Raw genomic sequence first — 17,572 nt, 5'->3', positions numbered from 1 at the left:
GGTCAGTCGTCCTTCGGGTCGTGCAGCACGTCGAGCGAGCGGCGCAGGATGTCGATGACGAGATCCGCGCCCGCCCGCATCGGGTTGATGCGTACGGTCCAGTCGGCCAGCTCGGGGGAGTCGTCCAGGGCGGAGCTGGACATCCGGTAGAAGAGCGGCGCGATCTCGTAGCGCGAGTTGGAGCCGACGGGGTAGGGGGCGGCTCCGAAGCGGGCGGCGACGGCGGGCAGTTCCTTCGCGACCGGCCGGTCGAGGCGGACGAGCAGGCAGCGGTCCTGGGCGTTGGCGATCCGTACCTCGGCGACGCCCTCCACTTCGCCCGCGGCCAGCCGCTCGGCGACCTCGGCGCCGACCCGGGACTGCACGGACCACATGACCGGTACGTGGGTGAGGGCGCGCAGGGCGTCGAGCGCCTGATGGCCCTGGACCTGTCCGCCGCCGGAGTAGTTGTCGCGGCGGATGTGCCCGACCAGATCGCGGGCGCCGACCACGATGCCGACGCCTTCGGGGCCGTGCAGTTTGAACAGGGAGAAGCAGGAGGCGTCGGCGCCGAGCTCCACTCCCGAGGCGGGGGTGCGCATGACGGCGTAGTTGTCGTCGACGAGGGTGCGGACTCCGGCGGCCCGGCAGGCGGCGAGGACCTCCGCGGGGTCGTACGAGTCGGCGAGCCGCTGCCGGGTGTGCTGGACGTAGGCCCACCGGAACCGGCCGGACTCCAGGGCCTCGTGCAGCGCCCGCGCGTCGTTGAAGTCGACCTCGACGGTCCGTACACCGATGCCGCGCAGCGTGACCTCGGTGGTGCGGTAGACGGGGGCCCGGTGGATGAGCAGCGGGTCGCCCGCCCTTACGGCGGCGCCCAGGGCGGCGCGGATCGCGCCGGTGCCCGCGCCCTGGACGAAGGCGGCGTCCTCGGCGCCGAAGAAGTCCGCGAGTACGGCTTCGACGCGGGCGGTGGTGCGGGGGCGGCCGAGACCGGGGACGACTCCGGCGTCCGCGTCGAAGAGCTGGGGGCCCTCGAAGTGCGCGGCGGTGGCCTCCAGGAGTCGGAACTGTCTGGCGATCGCGTCGTCCAGCTCCACCGTCGCGAGCGGGAAGGTCTGCGGAAGTACAGGGCTCATGGTCAGAACTCCTCCACGCGCGCGCCGGTCAGGAAGCAGAGCGGATTACGGCGGGTCATCAGGTCGATCAGGTCGTCGTCGACACCGGCCGCACGGGCCTTGGGCAGGAAGCTCCGGAAGAGATGTCCGTATCCCCGGCCGCCCTCGTCGAGGAGGTAGCCGTGGCGGGAGATGTCGCAGCTGAGCAGTACCCGGTCGGCGTGCCCGGCCTCGACGAGGGCGAGCAGCAGCCGCAGCCGGGTTTCGTCGCTCTGGTAGCCGTCCTTGCCGACGGTGTCGAACGCGACGTACGCCCCGCTCGCCGCGAGCTCCTTGTGGACGGCGGGGTCGTCGAGCAGATCCTGGTGGCCGATGCTGATGCGATGGGCCGGCAGGCCCTCTCCGGTCAGCAGCTCCAGCTGGGCGATTCCGCCGCGGCCGAGCTGGGCGTGGGTGGCGACGGAGAGGCCGGTGGCGAGGGCGGCCCGCGCACTGGCGCGCAGCACCTTGGCCTCGGGCGTGGTCGGGGTGTCGCCGTGGCTGCCGATCTCGCCGAGAACACCGGGGCGGATGCCGGTGACACCGATACCGCCGTCGATCTCCTGGACGAGCGCGCCGGTGAGCTCCTCGACGCTGCTGCCGTCGATCTCGGGGGTGTGGAACGGTTCGTAGTACCAGCCGGTCGCGGCTACGACGGCGATCCGCGCGTCCCGGGCGATGCGGGCCAGGGCACGGACGTCGCGACCCATGCCGCGGCAGGTCAGTTCGACGACGAGGGAGAGACCGAACTCGGCGCGCAGCGCGGCGAGTTCGGCGGTGACCGCCGCGGAGTGGAGGCCCGGGTCGAGGACGACCGCGCCGTCGCCCTTGTGGTCCAGGTCGAGGATGAGGTGCTCATGGGCGAGGGCGGGGCCGGCCACGGAATCGGCTGCGAGATCGCCGACGACGGTGCGCAGGACGGGCGGTGCGGGGTGGTTCATCGTGGGGGGTTCCTTCTTCGTGTACGTACCCGGCCTCAGCCCTTGATCGGGGTGAACAGGTCGAGCCAGTACAGGACGTTGAGGAGGATGCCGCCGACGATCACCGCGGCGGGAGCGGCGGCCATCTTCACGACCGGCCGGCCCATCGCCTCGTTCATCAGGTAGAGCCCGCCGACGACGAGGATGCCGAGCCCGCCGCCCATGGCGTTGGCGGCCATCAGCGAGCCGAAGAGGATCGCGAGCTGAAGGGTGTCGCCGATCGCGCTGCGCAGGTGCTCCGAGGAGTCACGGACGCTGGGGAGCTTGCCGAGGACCTTGCCGATGTACGAGAGGGCCAGGATCTCGGCGGCGAAGACGGCGGCGCCGACGACCGCTGCCAGGAACGGGCTCGGCATCAGATAGCCGATCGGGTACACCAGGGTGAATCCTGCGATGCCGTACGCGCCGGAGGCCAGCGCGGTCGTCGCGATCAGCGGGATGAAGCCGAAGACCCGGTAGAAGTCGACCTGGGCGGCCTCGGCGTACTGCCCCTTGGCTATCAGGAAGCTGGTCGCTTCGCCGCCGCCGAATATGTGCATCTGGGCCAGCACGCAGACTCCGGCGCCGAGCACCATGAACAGCGGGAGGTACTTGCGCAGTCGGGCCGCGCTGGCGCTGAACAGCGAGGCCATCGGGTCGTCCTCCAGGACGACCTCGGTGACACCCGCGGCCCGGTCGGCCCTGCGCTGCTTCATGTCCTTGGCGACGGCCAGGGCGATCAGCATCAGCACGCCGGCGGCCATGGCCAGCGAACCGGCGAACATCTTCGGCCAGACCTTCATGGTCATGACCACCAGAGCGAGTTCCAGGACTCCGGCGACGGCGCCCCACTTGCGGCCGAACTGCTTGGTGATGGCGAGCACCGGGAACAGCGCGAAGAGGAAGAGGATCGGCGTCGACATCTGCTGCATGGCGGTGATGAAGTCGACGGGCAGGTCGTGCGCGACGTTGTTGGCGCCGTTCAGTCCGAAGACGACGACCGCGCCCCAGGCGCCGCCGAGGATCGGCGCGAGCCACTTCTTCGGCGCCAGTATGCCGAGGATGTCGGTGGGCAGGAAGACGAGCCACGGGTTGAGCACGCCGGTGGAGAGCGCCATCGGGGCGCCGAGTCCGAAGATGAACCCGGCGGAGAGGCCGAAGGAGACCGCCGTCGTTGCGCTGCGGGTGGTGCGCCCCTGGATGAAGTCCAGCAGGAACGGACGTACGCCGTCGTTGAAGACGGCCAGAGCCATGTGCGAGATATACGCCGTCAGCGCACAGAGGGCTATCACGGTCAGCTGCTGGGCCAGTGTGAAATCAAGGCTGGTACCGGCGGCGAGTGTGGTGCTCACGAGTCACTCCTTCGTGCCCGGGACAAGGGGGATTCGGCCGGATCAGCCGCGGGCAGCGATGGCGCGCGCCATGAGTGGGGCGACGGCGTCGATCTGGTCCATCGAGAAGCCGAAGACCTTCTTGCCGTCCGCGATCAGGGCGGTGATCTCCTCCTCGGTGGGCACGCTGCGGCCGAAGGTGTGGCAGGCGGCGCTGCCCATGAGACCGACGAGGACACCGAGGGAGGCACCGGCGCCGGTGCGGCAGGTACCGAGGTAGTAGTCGGCCTGTCCGACACGGAGCTTCATCGCGGCATCCATGTCGCTGGAGGTGACGACGTCGAGGGAGTCGATGCCGAGGTTGCCGATGGCCTGGGCGACCTCGACCTTGCCGACTCCACCGGTGAGGATCTTCGTCATGGCTGTCTCTTCTCTCTTTGTCTGTTTCTGCGTGCGGGGAGGTGTCCGTCCGCGCACCGGGACCGGTCAGGAAATGGGGGCGGCCGGTGACTGCTGGGCCAGTACGGCGAGGTGCATACCGAGGAAGTTGACCTCCGAGTCGGGGAGCGCGGCGCCGAGATCCCGCTCGGCCCGCGCGGATACGGCACGGGCGCGTTCGACGGCGTCGGGGTGTCCGGCCAGTTCGGCGGCGACCTGGTTGTCGGTGAGGAACTGTTCGATCGGTTCGCCGTCCAGGAGCCGGGTGAGCGCCATCATCAGATGGCTGGTCAGCATGCCCGCGGTCGCTTCGGTGACCGTGCGCCCGTCGGCTTCGAGGGCGGTCAGCTCGGCGGTGACGAAGTCGGCCACCTCGGGCCGGACCTGACCGCCTTCGCGGAAGAGCTGGATCCGCAGTGCGAGCTGGTCGTCCATGGCGAATCTCCTAAAATCAACAATAACCAGGATTCTGTATTTTCATACTGGCGAAAGTCCCGCACGGATGAGATCTCCGTCACTGGACCCGTGCCGGTCAGTACGAGGGCACGCGCTCGCCCCGCAGTACTTCACTCTGCAGCCGGGTCACCAGGGACAGATCGAGTGAGTCCCGGACCGCGGCGAGGGCCTTCGCCCCGTCGGTCCGGCCGATGATGGCCGCGCTGGAGTTGCGCAGCGACAGCTCCCGGGTGACTTCGTCGCCGAGCGGCAGCACATCGACGCCCAGCCCGATCCGGTCCTGCACCTCGTCCAGGTTCCAGACGGTGGCGTCGACCTCGTCGCGGGCGAAGAGATCGCGCAGCTGCATGTACGAGGTCTCCAGCCACTTGATGTCCTTGCGGCCGGCGAAGACCCGCTCCACGAGCATCCGCAGATCCTCGGACGCGTGGTCGACGGCCACCCGCAGCCCGGGGGAGTCCGGGTCGACGCCGTGCCGCAGCAGCATGCCGTGCGCGCCGACGTAGGTGGCGGGGCCGAGGTCGGCGACGAGCTCCACCGGGTGCTCGGCGATCAGCTGGTCGGCCGCGAAGCGGGACAGGACGACGAGATCGACCTTGCCCTCCAGCAGGGCGGCGGTGCGGGCTCCGGCGCCCCGCATGAACGTGATCGCGAACGGGGCGCCCGCCTCCTCGAAGGCGCCGCGCAGCCCGGTCGCCAGGCCTTCGTACCTGCGTGAGTACGGGAGCGGCATCGCGGCGAGCAGGGTGCCGAGTCCGGACAGCCGCCAGAGGACGGAGCGGTCCGAGCGGACAAGGAATGTGCCGAGATGGCCACGGGCGGTCGTCTCGATCGCCCCGGAATCCTCCAGCAGCTGCAGCGCCGCCTGAACGGTCCCGTTTCCGCAGCCCAGCTCCTCGGCGAAGTCGCGCACACGGGGCAGACGGGTGTCCGGCTCATGATTGAGCAGCAGGACGGCGAGCTGCCGGGCGGCGAGGCCGTTTCGAGTGAGGAAGCGGTCATCGAAATCGTTCACGAATCAAACAGTAAACAGGATTCTGGATATTGACAAGAGGTTCGCGAAAGGTTCATCCGTTGAGCCCCGCTTCCCCCCTGTGGGCCCACTGGGGGGCCCACAGGGGGCTTTGGCTCCGTTTATCGTCTAATGTCACATGCACTGACTGTCGGCAGAGGAGCGCGCGTGACCACCCCCGTACCTCCCCGTGACCGAACCGATCTGCCGTGGCGCTCCGAGGGCGCCCCGCCGCCACCGCCGCCGGGCCGGAAGATGCCGGGAGGCTGGCGCGGGCTGCTGCTGACCGCGCTCGCCGTGTATCTGATCGCCAATCTGGTGCTGGCCCTCTTCAACGGGGGGAAAGAACAGACGATCGCGTACACGGAGTTCAGCAAGCAGGTCACCTCGGGCAATGTCTCCAAGATCTACTCCAAGGGCGAAGCCATCCAGGGGCAGCTCAAGAAGGAGGCGAAGGTCCCAGGGAGCGACAAGAAGTACACCAAGTTCGTCACTCAGCGGCCCGCCTTCGCGGCCGACGATCTCTGGGCCGAACTGGTCAAGGGCGATGTCACGGTCACCGCGGAGCCGGTCGTCCAGCAGCGCAGCTTCCTCGCCAATCTGCTGATCTCGCTGGCCCCGATGCTGCTGCTCGTCCTGCTCTGGGTGTTCTTCGCCCGCCGGATGTCCAGGGGCATGGGCGGCGGGATGGGCGGCCTCGGGCGCAAGACCCCGCCCAAACCCGTCGAGCTGGAGGGCGGCAAGCGCACCACCTTCCAGGATGTGGCCGGGATCGACGAGGTCAAGGGTGAGCTCAGCGACGTGGTGGACTTCCTGAAGAACCCGCAGGCGTACCGGAAGATGGGCGCCCGGATGCCCGGGGGAGTGCTCCTCGCGGGACCGCCCGGCACCGGCAAGACATTGCTCGCACGAGCCGTCGCGGGTGAGGCCGGGGTGCCGTTCTTCTCGGCATCGGCCTCCGAATTCATCGAGATGATCGTCGGCGTCGGCGCGAGCCGGGTGCGGGAACTCTTCGCGGAGGCGCGTAAGGTCGCCCCCGCCATCATCTTCATCGACGAGATCGACACCATCGGCCGGGCCCGCGGCGGCGGCTCCGGCATGGGCGGCCACGACGAGCGCGAACAGACGCTCAACCAGATCCTCACCGAGATGGACGGTTTTTCCGGTTCGGAGGGCGTCGTCGTCCTCGCCGCCACCAACCGCGCCGACGTCCTCGACCCCGCCCTCACCCGGCCCGGCCGCTTCGACCGGATCGTTCAGGTGAGCCCACCGGACAAGGGCGGCCGGGAGGCGATCCTGGAGATCCACACCCGGCAGATCCCGCTCGCCGACGATGTGAACCTGGCCCAGGTCGCCGGTACGACCCCCGGTATGACGGGCGCCGATCTCGCCAACCTGGCCAATGAGGCCGCGCTGCTCGCGGTCAAGCGCCGGCAGTCCGAGGTCAGCCAGTCCGATCTCTCGGACGCCCTGGAGAAGGTCCAGCTGGGGGCGGAGCGCTCACTGGTCATGTCGGACGAGGAACGCCGCAGGACCGCGTACCACGAGAGCGGGCACGCCCTGCTCGGCATGCTCCAGCCCGGCGCCGACCCGGTCCGCAAGGTCACCATCGTGCCGCGCGGCCGGGCCCTGGGCGTCACCATCTCGACTCCGGACGCCGACAAGTACGCCTACACCGAGCAGTATCTGCGCGGCCGCATCATCGGTGCGCTCGGCGGCATGGCCGCCGAGCAGGTGGTCTTCGGCGTGGTCACCACCGGCGCGGAGAGCGACCTGGAACAGGTCACCAACCTGGCCAGGGGCATGGTCGGCCGCTGGGGCATGAGCCACAAGGTGGGCAGGCTGACGGCGATCCCGAGCGATGCTCAGCAGGCGTACGGACTGTCGGCGGCCCCCGCGACGCTCGACGCGGTGGACGGCGAGATGCGGCGCATCGTCGACGAGTGCTACGAAGCGGCGTGCCGACTCCTGAGCGAGAACCGGGACAGGCTGGACTCGCTGGCCGCGGCGCTGCTGGAGAACGAGACGCTGGACGAGGCCGCGGCCTATCGTGCGGCCGGCATCACCCGCCTGGGCAAGTAGCGGCCGGTGCACACGAGGTTCACGCAATGGCTCAGGTGGTGCACACGAGATAGCGGAAGACGTTCGGCATCCAGATCGTGCCGTCCCGGCGCCGGTGCGGATGCAAGGCCTCCGCGACCTCTTTGGCCACCTGGTCCCGGTCCGTCGCCCGCACCGCCGTATCGAAGAGCCGTGTCGACAGCAGCCCCCGTACCGCACTGTCCATGTCCGCGTACCCGAACGGGCACGCGACCCGTCCGGAGCCGTCCGGATTCAGACCGGCCCGGAACGCCACTTCTTCCAGATCGTCCCGGGTCCACGGCCGCCAGCCGCCCGTGCGCGGCGCCCGCGACCCGTCGGAGAGCCGGCCCGCCACCCGAAGCACCGGCGCCGTCGCGCACCGCTCCGGTGGACCCCACCCGGTCAGTACGACCGTGCTGCCCCGGGCGGCCAGCGGTACGGCGGACCGCAGCGCCTCCACGAGCCCTTCCCCGTCGCCGGACGAGCAGCCGATCGGGGTGAACGCGGTGAGCAGGTTGTACGGCGTTCCGTCGGCCGGGGCGGCCGCGGACGGATCGCCGTCCAGGAGCCGCGGATGCCCGGCCGGCGGCCCGGCATCGCTCCCCGGACCGGGCAGCAGCCGGGCCCGGGCGAGTGCCAGTCGTTCGGGGTCGGTGTCGACGCCGGTGACGCGCGCCCCGCGCGCGGCCGCGATCAGCAGCGCGAGACCGGAGCCGCAGCCGAGGGAGAGCAGCCGGGTGCCACTTCCCACTTCGAGCCGCTCGTACACCGCTTCGTACAGCGGTGCGAGCATCCGCTCCTGAATCTCGGCCCAGTCCCGGGCATGGTTGCCGGAGTCCACCGGGGTGGCCGTGTGCGCGAAGCTGTGGTGCCGGACGAGCGTTGGTGTCATGGAAGCGCCCCAATCCGCCGAGAGGTCGGTCATGTCCGATCGGTCGTGCCCCGAGTGGATGCCCCCCGTACGTGTGCGCCCGCTCCCCCCCCCCCGTATGTCAGAGAACTGCGCATCCGCGCCCGCGTCCAGGGGTCTGATGGCAATGCTTGCGTGCTCCGGTGGTGCGCCCGTGGGGACGGCCCGTGGACGCAGGGCCCGTCGCCCTGTGTGGTGGGTGGTATCGCCGTACGATGCGCGCCATGGCAAAGGCACCCGTTCTCACGCCCCAGGCCGAGGACTTTCCCCGCTGGTACCAGGATCTGATCAACAAGGCCGAACTCGCGGACAACGGTCCGGTGCGCGGCACCATGGTCATCCGGCCGTACGGATACGGCCTGTGGGAGCGGATGCAGCAGGAGATGGATGCCCGTATCAAACAGGCGGGCGCCCGGAACGCCTACTTCCCGCTCTTCATCCCCCAGTCTTACCTGACACGCGAAGCCGAGCACGTCGAGGGCTTCGAGCCGGAGCTCGCGATCGTGACCCACGCCGGCGGAAAAGAGCTCGAAGAGCCCGTGGTGGTGCGGCCGACGTCCGAAACGATCATCAACGAGTACTTCTCGAAGTGGGTGCAGAGCTACCGGGATCTGCCGCTGCTGATCAACCAGTGGGCGAATGTCGTGCGCTGGGAGATGCGCCCGCGGGTCTTTCTCCGTACGACGGAATTCCTCTGGCAGGAGGGTCACACCGCCCACGCCACCTACGAGGAGGCCCGGGAGTACGCGGCGTACATCCACCGGGACGTCTACGCGGACTTCATGGTCAACGTGCTGGGCATCGATGTGGTCCTCGGCCGCAAGACCCCCGCCGAGCGGTTCGCCGGGGCCGTCAACACCCTGACGCTCGAAGGGATGATGCGGGACGGCAAGGCCCTGCAGATGGGTACGAGCCATGAGCTCGGCACCAACTTCGCCGAGGCCTTCCACACCAGCTACCTGTCCAGGGAAGGCAGGCAGGAACTCGTCTGGCAGACCTCGTGGGGCTCGTCGACCCGCATGGTCGGCGGGCTGATCATGGCGCACGGCGACGATCACGGCCTCCGGGTGCCGCCGCGGCTCGCGCCCGTCCAGGCGGTCGTCCTCGCGATCAAGGGGGACGAAGCGGTGCTGACCGCGGTCCGGTCCATCGGAGAGCGGCTGCGCGCCGCAGGGATCAGGACCGAGGTCGACGACCGCACCGACACCCCGTTCGGCCGCCGCGCAGTCGACTGGGAGCTGAAGGGCGTGCCGGTACGGATCGAGGTCGGCCCGCGCGATCTGGCGAACGGCACCGCGATGCTGGCCCGGCGCATCCCCGGCGGGAAGGAGCCGGTCGCGGTCGAGGCCCTGCCCGCGCTGCTTCCGGCGGTCCTCGAGGAGGACCAGGCGACGCTGCTGAGGGAGTCCCGGAGCCGGCGCGAGTCGTCCACCAGCGAGGTCGCGTCCGCCGACGAGGCCGTGGAGGCGGCGGCGGCGGGCGGCTGGGCGCGTATCGACTGGTCGGCCCTCGGTGCGGCGGGCGAGGCCCGGCTCGCGGAGCACGGGGTGTCCGTACGGTGTCTGGTCGCCGAGGACGGGTCGGTGCCGGACGCGGACGATGCCCCCGGTACTGTCGCCCTGGTGGCCCGCGCCTACTGACGCGGAGCCGCTCGGCACCCGGCGTACGTTTGCCGCCTACGCGTCCCGGCGTACGGGTCGCTACGTACCACCTTGGTGTGGGCTGTGAGACTTCTCCGCAGATCTGCGCACCCGCCCTCGTCAGGACGCATCAACGGCAACTGACTGGTACGTGCAAATTATTTGGGATGGCCCGGAATCGGAACACCTGGGCACTCGCGCTCGTTGTCACGACGTGAGCACGACACCACCTGTACTTGCCGCAGAGCTGGCGCAGGCGTGGGCCGACATTCAGCGGTACCACCCCGAGCTGCCGGATCTAGCCGCGCCCGAGTCCCTGATCGGAGAGTCCTCGTCCGCCTGTGGCGCCGAGCTCTCCTTCGAACGACTGCTGCACGAGGCAGTCCATGGCATCGCCGCCGCGAGAGGTGTCCGCGACACCTCGCGAGCCGGCCGCTACCACAACCGTCGATTCCTCGCGATCGCCGAGGAGTTGGGTCTCGACCATGCCGAGGAGCCCCACCCCAGCAGTGGCTTCTCGCTGGTCACGCTCAATCCCGAGGCCAAGCGCAGGTACCGCCCGACGATCGAGCGGCTGCAGCGCGCCCTCAAGGCGCATACGGTCGCCACCGCCGCCGACACCAAGCGTTCCTTCCGTGGCCCGGCCGCCCGGCACGGCTCCTCCGGCGGAGGAGTCCGCGTCAAGGCCGTCTGCGACTGCGGACGCAATGTGCGAGTCGTCCCGTCGGTCCTGGCGCAGGCACCGATCGTCTGCGGTGGCTGCGGAAAGCCGTTCCGTATCCCGGAAGCCGCGGTCGCGGTGGGGTGACCCGATGTGGTGTGGCACAATGGCTAGCTGTACTCGACAGTCGCATAGGACCCCTCTCTCCTCCGGCTGACGCGTCCATCGGGCACCCGAGTACCGCAACCCCACGTGGCATCTTCGTTGTGCCCAACCACGTCATAGACCAGGAGACACCACTTCCGTGGCAGTCAAGATCAAGCTGAAGCGTCTGGGCAAGATCCGTTCGCCTCACTACCGCATCGTCGTCGCCGACTCCCGTACCCGCCGTGACGGCCGGGCCATCGAGGAGATCGGCCTGTACCACCCGGTGCAGAACCCCTCGCGCATCGAGGTCAACTCGGAGCGTGCGCAGTACTGGCTGTCCGTCGGCGCCCAGCCGACCGAGCCGGTTCTCGCGATCCTGAAGCTCACCGGCGACTGGCAGGCCCACAAGGGTCTCCCGGCCCCCGCGCCGCTGCTGCAGCCGGAGCCCAAGGCCGACAAGCGCGCCCTGTTCGAGGCTCTGGCCAAGGACACCGGCGAGGAGTCCAAGGGCGAGGCCATCACGCAGAAGGCGAAGAAGGCCGACAAGAAGGCGGACGAGGCTGCTGACGCGGCTGCGCCCGCCGAGTCGACCGAGGCCTGAGCATGCTCGAGGAGGCTCTCGAGCACCTCGTGAAGGGCATCGTCGACAACCCCGACGATGTGCAGGTTGCCTCGCGCAACCTGCGCCGTGGTCGCGTACTCGAGGTCCGGGTCCACCCCGACGACCTCGGTAAGGTGATCGGCCGCAACGGCCGCACCGCACGCGCACTGCGTACCGTCGTGGGCGCCATCGGCGGCCGTGGCATCCGCGTCGACCTCGTCGATGTGGATCAGGTTCGCTGACAGAGTTGAACACCGGCACGGGCCGGGGAGGGCCATGCGCCCGCCCCGGCCCGTCGTCGTATGACAGGAGAGACACAAGGTGCAGTTGGTAGTCGCGCGGATCGGCCGTGCCCACGGCATCAAGGGCGAGGTCACCGTCGAGGTGCGTACGGACGAACCGGAGCTGCGGCTCGCGCCCGGGGCCGTACTCGCCACCGAACCGGCCACCGCCGGACCGCTGACGATCGAGACCGGCCGAGTGCACAGCGGACGGCTGCTGCTCCGCTTCGAGGGCGTACGCGACCGTACGGCTGCCGAGGCCCTGCGCAACACGCTCCTGATCGCCGAGGTCGACCCGGCGGAACTCCCCGAGGACCCCGAGGAGTTCTACGACCATCAGCTCATGGACCTCGACGTGGTCCTCGCCGACGGCACCGAGATCGGGCGGATCACCGAGATCACGCATCTGCCGTCCCAGGATCTCTTCATCGTCGAGCGGCCGGACGGCAGCGAGGTGATGATCCCGTTCGTCGAGGAGATCGTCACCGAGATCGATCTGGAGGAGCAGCGCGCGGTGATCACCCCGCCGCCCGGTCTGATCGACGAGAGCCAGGCCGTGATCGCCTCCTTGCGCGACGAGGACGGCGACGAGGACGAGGCGCCCGAGTCCGGGAAGGACGCCTGATGCGCCTCGATGTCGTCACGATCTTCCCGGAGTACCTGGAACCGCTGAACGTCTCCCTCGTCGGCAAGGCCCGCGCGCGCGGCCGGCTCGATGTGCACGTGCACGACCTGCGGGACTGGACGTACGACCGGCACAACACGGTCGACGACACCCCGTACGGCGGCGGCCCCGGCATGGTGATGAAGACCGAGCCGTGGGGCGAGGCGCTGGACGACGCGCTGGCGGGCGGGTACGAGGCCGGGGCGCACTCCCCGGTCCTTGTGGTGCCCACACCCAGCGGCCGTCCGTTCACCCAGGAACTCGCCGTCGAGCTCTCCGAGCGGCCTTGGCTGATCTTCACGCCGGCCCGTTACGAGGGCATCGACCGGCGGGTGATGGACGAGTACGCGACCCGCATGCCGGTCGTCGAGGTGTCCATCGGGGACTATGTGCTGGCCGGTGGGGAAGCCGCGGTGCTGGTGATCACGGAGGCGGTGGCCCGGCTGCTGCCCGGCGTGCTCGGCAACGCCGAATCGCACCGGGACGACTCCTTCGCCCCCGGCGAGATGGCCAATCTGCTGGAGGGGCCCGTCTACACCAAGCCGCCCGAGTGGCGCGGCAGGGGCATCCCGGACGTCCTGCTCAGCGGTCACCACGGGAAGATCGCACGTTGGCGGCGGGACGAGGCGTTCCGTCGTACCGCGCTCAACCGGCCCGATCTCATCGAGCGCTGCGAGGCGCGCGGCTTCGACAAGAAGGACCGCGAGATCCTCTCCATCCTCGGCTGGTCGCCGGAGCCCGGTGGACAATTTTGGCGCAGGCCCGAGGCCATGGAAGAATAGGCCGCTGCTGTACGTCCGGCGTGCGCCCCTGCCACAGGGGGAACGACGCCCGCCCGACGCGATCAGCACCCCCATCTCCTTACTATCTCCCGCCGATGACCTGTGGCATCGGCGAAGAAAGCAGACAACATGGCTTCCCTGCTCGATGGCGTCAACGCCGCATCGCTGCGTACCGACGTCCCGGCGTTCCGCCCCGGTGACACCGTCAACGTCCACGTCCGAGTGATCGAGGGCAACCGCTCCCGTATCCAGCAGTTCAAGGGCGTAGTCATCCGCCGCCAGGGTTCGGGCGTCAGCGAGACCTTCACGGTCCGCAAGGTCTCCTTCAGCGTCGGCGTCGAGCGCACCTTCCCGGTGCACAGCCCGATCTTCGAGAAGATCGAGCTCGTCACCCGTGGTGACGTCCGTCGCGCCAAGCTGTACTACCTCCGTGAGCTGCGCGGCAAGGCCGCGAAGATCAAGGAGAAGCGCGACAACTGAGCTAACTCCCAGGTCCACAGGATGGCCGGATAAGCTCTGGCCCCGATGGACACGGAAGCCAAGCCCTCGGAGCGCGACCGCTCCTCCGGACCCGCAGCAGGGTCGGAGGAGGGGTCGCGCTTCTCGCGTATCCCGGACCGGTTGACCGCCTCGATCTCGTGGCGGCGGACCGCCGTACTCGGAGCCGTCTGCTCGGTCTTCGTGCTGCTCCTCAGCGCCTTCGTGGTGCAGCCCTTCCTGATTCCCAGCGGTTCGATGGAGCCAACACTGCGAGTGGGGGACCGGGTGCTGGTCAATAAATTGGCGTACCGTTTCGGCTCCGTACCGCAGCGCGGCGATGTGGTGGTATTCGACGGCGCCGGATCGTTCGTGCAGGAAGCTCCCCAGGAGAATCCCGTCACCGGGCTGCTGCACGGTGTGGCAGCGTCCTTGGGGCTGGCAGAGCCTGCCGAGACCGACTACGTGAAGCGCGTGGTGGGCGTGGGAGGCGACCGGGTGGTCTGCTGCGACAGGCGCGGAAGGGTCGAGGTGAACGGCCGGCCGGTCGACGAGGGCTACCTGTATCCGGGAGATGCGCCGTCCGGGGTGGGCTTCGACATCGTCGTGCCCGACGGCGCGCTGTGGATGATGGGCGACCATCGCAGCAATTCCCGCGACTCACGTGACCACCTGGGAGAACCGGGCGGTGGCATGGTCCCGGTCGACATGGTGATCGGCAGGGTGGACTGGATCGGCTGGCCGCTGGGCCGGCTGGGCTCGCTGCCGGACAGTGGCGCCTTCGCCGGCGCACGGGTGACGGGCGGGGCCCATGGGTAACCGCGGGCGGCGACAGGACGGGCCCGACCCCGAGATACCGCTGCCGACCGGCAGCCGGCCGATGGTCGCGCGCTCACTGCCGACCAGGGCGGAACGGCGCAAGCTGGCCCGCAAGGTCAAGCGGAGGCGGCGCAGGTCGGCCGTGCGGGAGATCCCCCTTCTCATCACCGTGGCGCTGGTGATCGCGCTCGTGCTCAAGACCTTCCTGGTGCAGGCCTTCGTGATCCCGTCGGGGTCGATGGAACAGACCATCCGGATCGGCGACCGGGTGCTCGTGGACAAGCTGACGCCCTGGTTCGGATCCAGGCCTCAGCGCGGCGATGTCGTCGTCTTCAAGGACCCGGGTGACTGGCTGAAGCAGGAGAACGCCGGAAAGAAGGACTCGCCCGTCGTCGTCAAGCAGGTGAAGGAGGCACTGACCTTCATCGGGCTGTTGCCGTCCGACGACGAACAGGATCTGATCAAGCGGGTGGTCGCGGTCGGCGGCGACACGGTGAAGTGCTGCGACAAGGACGGCCGGATCACCGTCAACGGCGTACCGCTGGACGAGCCCTATCTGAATCCCGGTAATCCGCCCTCCCTCATCAAATTCGAGGTAAAGGTTCCGGCCGGGCGGATCTTTGTGATGGGCGACCATCGGTCCAATTCGGCCGATTCGCGCTATCACCTGGACGAGCCGGAACACGGCACGGTTTCCGAGGACGAGGTCGTGGGACGGGCTGTGGTGATCGCCTGGCCCTTCGGGCACTGGCGAAAACTGGAGGAACCGGCGACATTCGACTCGGTCCCTGACGCGCGCGCCGGGACGGCTGCTGCGTCGGGCCCGTCGAATAGTGTGTCGTCCAAGGATCCCAATGGAATGATCCCTCTCCCGACCCCTGCGGAACTCCCGCTCGTTATGGGAGTGGTGGGCCTGCACCGGCTAGGGCGCAGGCCGTGGCACGGAGTAAGGAGTGGATGTGGGGGATTTGGCGGTCGGCGCACGATCCGGACACGACGAACCCGAGGACCGGCCGGACAATCCGGAGAACGTCGAGTCCGCCGGAGCGGCGGACAACACGGAGGGTGACGGCGACGCTCCGAACGGCGGTAGTACGTCCCAGAAGAAGCCACGCTCCTTCTGGAAGGAGCTGCCCCTGCTCATCGGCATCGCGCTGGTTCTCGCGCTGCTGATCAAGACGTTTCTGGTGCAGGCGTTCTCGATCCCCTCGGACTCGATGCAGGACACGCTCCAGCGGGGCGACCGGGTGCTGGTCGACAAGCTGACCCCTTGGTTCGGCGCGGAGCCCAAGCGTGGCGAGGTCGTGGTCTTCCACGACCCGGGCGGCTGGCTGGAGGACACCCAGACGCCCAATCCGAATGTGGTGCAGAAGTTCCTCAGCTTCATCGGACTGATGCCGTCCGTCGAGGAGAAGGACCTGATCAAGCGGGTCATCGCGGTCGGCGGCGACACGGTGGAGTGCAAGAAGAACGGCCCGGTCATCGTCAATGGCAAGGCACTGGACGACCAGTCGTTCATCTTCCCGGGAAACACCCCCTGCAATGACGAACCGTTCGGCCCGATCAAGGTGCCCGAGGGTCGGATCTGGGTGATGGGCGACCACCGCCAGAACTCCCTCGACTCCCGCTACCACCAGGAGCTGCCGGGTGGCGGCACGGTCTCCAACGACGAGGTCGTCGGCCGGGCCATCGTCGTGGCGTGGCCGATCAACCGCTGGGCGACCCTGCCCGTCCCGAAGACCTTCGACCAGCCGGGGATCAACGACCAGTCGGGGATCAACACGGCGATGGGCCTGGCTCCGGGAGCACTCGGTGTAGCCGGAGCGCTGCCGCTCGTGCTGTGGCGTCGCAGGAGGCTGACCAGCGAGCGTACCGCCGGGTAGGGTGCCGACTCGGATCAGCGATTGTCGATCTCCGAGGTGGGGGACGCTGGGATGAGTGGAACAGGACGTACGGATGACGGCCACGGTCGGCTCGGCAGCATGCTGTCGGGGCTGGCCGTGGCCGTCGGCTGTGTGCTCTTCCTCGGCGGCTTCGCCTGGGGAGCCGTGGTGTACAAGCCGTACACCGTGCCGACCGAGTCGATGACACCGACGGTGCACGCCGGCGACCGGGTGCTCGCACAGCGGATCGACGGCAGCGAGGTGCACCGGGGCGACGTGGTGGTCTTCACCGATCCGGTGTGGGGTGACATGCCGATGGTGAAGCGTGTCGTCGGGATCGGCGGCGACAAGATCGCCTGCTGCGACAAGGGCCGGCTCACCGTCAACGGCAAACCCATTGAGGAACCGTATCTGCGGACCAAGGGCCTCGCCTCGGCGAACGACTTCACCGCGGATGTTCCCAAGGGGCAGCTCTTCCTGCTCGGGGACGAGCGCAGCGCCTCGCTGGACTCCCGGGTCCACCTGGACGACCCGGGGCAGGGCTCCGTGCCGCGCAGCGCGGTGCAGGCCCGGGTGGACGCCATCGCCTGGCCGCTGGGCGGCATGGTCGAACGGCCGCAGACCTTCGCCTCCTTCCCCGGTGGGGTGTCGTCGCCCGGACCGCTGCGGCTGCAGCTCGGGGCCGTGGTGGCGGGTGTGGTGCTCATCCTCGTCGGTGCCGCATCCGGCCCGATCGCGGCACGGTCCGCGCGGTCGGCACGGAACAGGCGCGAAAGGGTACTTGCCGGTGCGCGTTGAGGAGCGGAAGGTCGCCAGGGTGGTGCTCCTGGACTCTGACGACCGCATTCTCCTGATACACGGGTTCGAGCCGGAGGACCCCGAGAGCACCTGGTGGTTCACCCCCGGCGGCGGTCTGGAGGGCGACGAGACCCGGGAACAGGCCGCGCTGCGGGAGCTCGCGGAGGAGACCGGGATCACCGACGTCGAGCTGGGCCCGCTGCTCTGGCAGCGGATGTGCTCGTTCCCGTTCGACGGGCGCCGCTGGAACCAGGACGAGTGGTACTTCCTGGCACGTACGAAGCAGACCGCCACCGATACCAGTGGGCTGACCGGGCTGGAGCAGCGCAGCGTCGCGGGTCTGAGGTGGTGGACCTCCGCCGAACTGTCGGTGGCGCGTGAGACGGTATACCCGACCAGACTCGCCGAGCTGCTGCGCACGCTGCTCGACGAGGGTCCTCCGCGTACGCCACTGGTTCTGGCCCCCGAAATCGCCTAAGCGCCCAGGGGCGCCGG

At 69.1% G+C, this 17,572-nt stretch carries 20 protein-coding genes; 13 read left to right on the top strand and 7 right to left on the bottom strand.

Features of this window, described 5'->3' with window-relative positions; translation table 11 throughout:
• Positions 1 to 2: 2 nt before the first annotated feature.
• From OG953_RS12740 to yhfZ, 6 genes are all read right to left on the bottom strand, one after another.
• Complete coding sequence (locus OG953_RS12740) at positions 3 to 1,118, bottom strand: aminotransferase class V-fold PLP-dependent enzyme (protein WP_405684240.1); 1,116 nt, start codon at positions 1,116 to 1,118, stop codon at positions 3 to 5.
• Positions 1,119 to 1,120: 2 nt separating this feature from the next.
• The gene (locus OG953_RS12735) at positions 1,121 to 2,077 is read right to left on the bottom strand and encodes a phosphotriesterase (RefSeq protein WP_405684238.1); all 957 of its coding nucleotides are present in this window, start codon (positions 2,075 to 2,077) and stop codon (positions 1,121 to 1,123) included.
• 35 nt (positions 2,078 to 2,112) lie between these two features.
• Positions 2,113 to 3,447, bottom strand: a complete 1,335-nt coding sequence (locus tag OG953_RS12730) for a YhfT family protein (protein ID WP_405684236.1) — start codon at positions 3,445 to 3,447, stop codon at positions 2,113 to 2,115.
• A 42-nt stretch (positions 3,448 to 3,489) separates the two neighbouring features.
• Positions 3,490 to 3,846 (bottom strand): DUF2620 domain-containing protein, encoded by a 357-nt coding sequence (locus OG953_RS12725; RefSeq protein ID WP_405684234.1) that lies wholly within the window; start codon positions 3,844 to 3,846, stop codon positions 3,490 to 3,492.
• Between the two features lie 66 nt (positions 3,847 to 3,912).
• Positions 3,913 to 4,299 (bottom strand): PRD domain-containing protein, encoded by a 387-nt coding sequence (locus OG953_RS12720; RefSeq protein WP_405684232.1) that lies wholly within the window; start codon positions 4,297 to 4,299, stop codon positions 3,913 to 3,915.
• Positions 4,300 to 4,396: 97 nt separating this feature from the next.
• On the bottom strand, positions 4,397 to 5,335 hold the full coding sequence (gene yhfZ / locus OG953_RS12715) for a GntR family transcriptional regulator YhfZ (RefSeq protein WP_405684230.1): 939 nt from the start codon (positions 5,333 to 5,335) through the stop codon (positions 4,397 to 4,399).
• 165 nt (positions 5,336 to 5,500) lie between these two features.
• Between yhfZ and ftsH the strand changes: the two genes are divergently transcribed.
• A complete protein-coding gene (gene ftsH, locus OG953_RS12710; protein ID WP_405684229.1) occupies positions 5,501 to 7,414 on the top strand; it encodes an ATP-dependent zinc metalloprotease FtsH in 1,914 nt (637 codons plus the stop codon).
• Between the two features lie 31 nt (positions 7,415 to 7,445).
• Here ftsH and OG953_RS12705 read toward each other — a convergent pair whose 3' ends face one another.
• Positions 7,446 to 8,306 carry a methyltransferase domain-containing protein gene (locus tag OG953_RS12705; RefSeq protein WP_405684227.1) on the bottom strand — a complete coding sequence of 287 codons (861 nt, stop codon included), beginning with the start codon at positions 8,304 to 8,306 and terminating at the stop codon, positions 7,446 to 7,448.
• Positions 8,307 to 8,548: 242 nt separating this feature from the next.
• Between OG953_RS12705 and proS the strand changes: the two genes are divergently transcribed.
• The 12 genes from proS to OG953_RS12645 all read left to right on the top strand — a co-directional run bounded on the left by proS (position 8,549) and on the right by OG953_RS12645 (position 17,555).
• Positions 8,549 to 9,964 (top strand): proline--tRNA ligase, encoded by a 1,416-nt coding sequence (gene proS / locus OG953_RS12700; protein ID WP_405684226.1) that lies wholly within the window; start codon positions 8,549 to 8,551, stop codon positions 9,962 to 9,964.
• A gap of 214 nt (positions 9,965 to 10,178) precedes the next feature.
• The gene (locus OG953_RS12695; RefSeq protein ID WP_030928573.1) at positions 10,179 to 10,772 is read left to right on the top strand and encodes a hypothetical protein; all 594 of its coding nucleotides are present in this window, start codon (positions 10,179 to 10,181) and stop codon (positions 10,770 to 10,772) included.
• Positions 10,773 to 10,929: 157 nt separating this feature from the next.
• Positions 10,930 to 11,373 (top strand): 30S ribosomal protein S16, encoded by a 444-nt coding sequence (gene rpsP / locus OG953_RS12690; protein WP_030928571.1) that lies wholly within the window; start codon positions 10,930 to 10,932, stop codon positions 11,371 to 11,373.
• Positions 11,374 to 11,375: 2 nt separating this feature from the next.
• On the top strand, positions 11,376 to 11,615 hold the full coding sequence (locus OG953_RS12685; protein ID WP_005311361.1) for an RNA-binding protein: 240 nt from the start codon (positions 11,376 to 11,378) through the stop codon (positions 11,613 to 11,615).
• A 79-nt stretch (positions 11,616 to 11,694) separates the two neighbouring features.
• Positions 11,695 to 12,279, top strand: coding sequence for a ribosome maturation factor RimM (rimM, locus tag OG953_RS12680; protein ID WP_405684224.1), 585 nt, complete (start codon positions 11,695 to 11,697; stop codon positions 12,277 to 12,279).
• Positions 12,279 to 13,100 (top strand): tRNA (guanosine(37)-N1)-methyltransferase TrmD, encoded by an 822-nt coding sequence (trmD, locus tag OG953_RS12675; RefSeq protein ID WP_405684223.1) that lies wholly within the window; start codon positions 12,279 to 12,281, stop codon positions 13,098 to 13,100. Before rimM ends, trmD begins: the two co-directional genes overlap by 1 nt.
• A gap of 129 nt (positions 13,101 to 13,229) precedes the next feature.
• The gene (gene rplS / locus OG953_RS12670; RefSeq protein WP_093899094.1) at positions 13,230 to 13,580 is read left to right on the top strand and encodes a 50S ribosomal protein L19; all 351 of its coding nucleotides are present in this window, start codon (positions 13,230 to 13,232) and stop codon (positions 13,578 to 13,580) included.
• A 45-nt stretch (positions 13,581 to 13,625) separates the two neighbouring features.
• On the top strand, positions 13,626 to 14,396 hold the full coding sequence (gene lepB / locus OG953_RS12665; RefSeq protein ID WP_405684221.1) for a signal peptidase I: 771 nt from the start codon (positions 13,626 to 13,628) through the stop codon (positions 14,394 to 14,396).
• Positions 14,389 to 15,465 carry a signal peptidase I gene (gene lepB, locus OG953_RS12660; RefSeq protein ID WP_405684220.1) on the top strand — a complete coding sequence of 359 codons (1,077 nt, stop codon included), beginning with the start codon at positions 14,389 to 14,391 and terminating at the stop codon, positions 15,463 to 15,465. Before lepB (OG953_RS12665) ends, lepB (OG953_RS12660) begins: the two co-directional genes overlap by 8 nt.
• Positions 15,365 to 16,279: a signal peptidase I gene (gene lepB, locus OG953_RS12655; protein WP_405691795.1), complete on the top strand. Its 915-nt coding sequence runs from the start codon at positions 15,365 to 15,367 to the stop codon at positions 16,277 to 16,279. Before lepB (OG953_RS12660) ends, lepB (OG953_RS12655) begins: the two co-directional genes overlap by 101 nt.
• Positions 16,280 to 16,330: 51 nt before the next feature.
• Positions 16,331 to 17,077: a signal peptidase I gene (gene lepB, locus OG953_RS12650; protein ID WP_405684219.1), complete on the top strand. Its 747-nt coding sequence runs from the start codon at positions 16,331 to 16,333 to the stop codon at positions 17,075 to 17,077.
• The gene (locus OG953_RS12645) at positions 17,067 to 17,555 is read left to right on the top strand and encodes an NUDIX hydrolase (RefSeq protein ID WP_405684218.1); all 489 of its coding nucleotides are present in this window, start codon (positions 17,067 to 17,069) and stop codon (positions 17,553 to 17,555) included. Before lepB (OG953_RS12650) ends, OG953_RS12645 begins: the two co-directional genes overlap by 11 nt.
• Positions 17,556 to 17,572 lie beyond the last annotated feature (17 nt).

The organism is Streptomyces sp. NBC_00057 (assembly GCF_045041165.1).
Lineage (GTDB): Bacteria > Actinomycetota > Actinomycetes > Streptomycetales > Streptomycetaceae > Streptomyces.
Note: the sequence above shows the minus strand (reverse complement) of the source record. Positions and strands in the feature narration are given on the sequence as shown.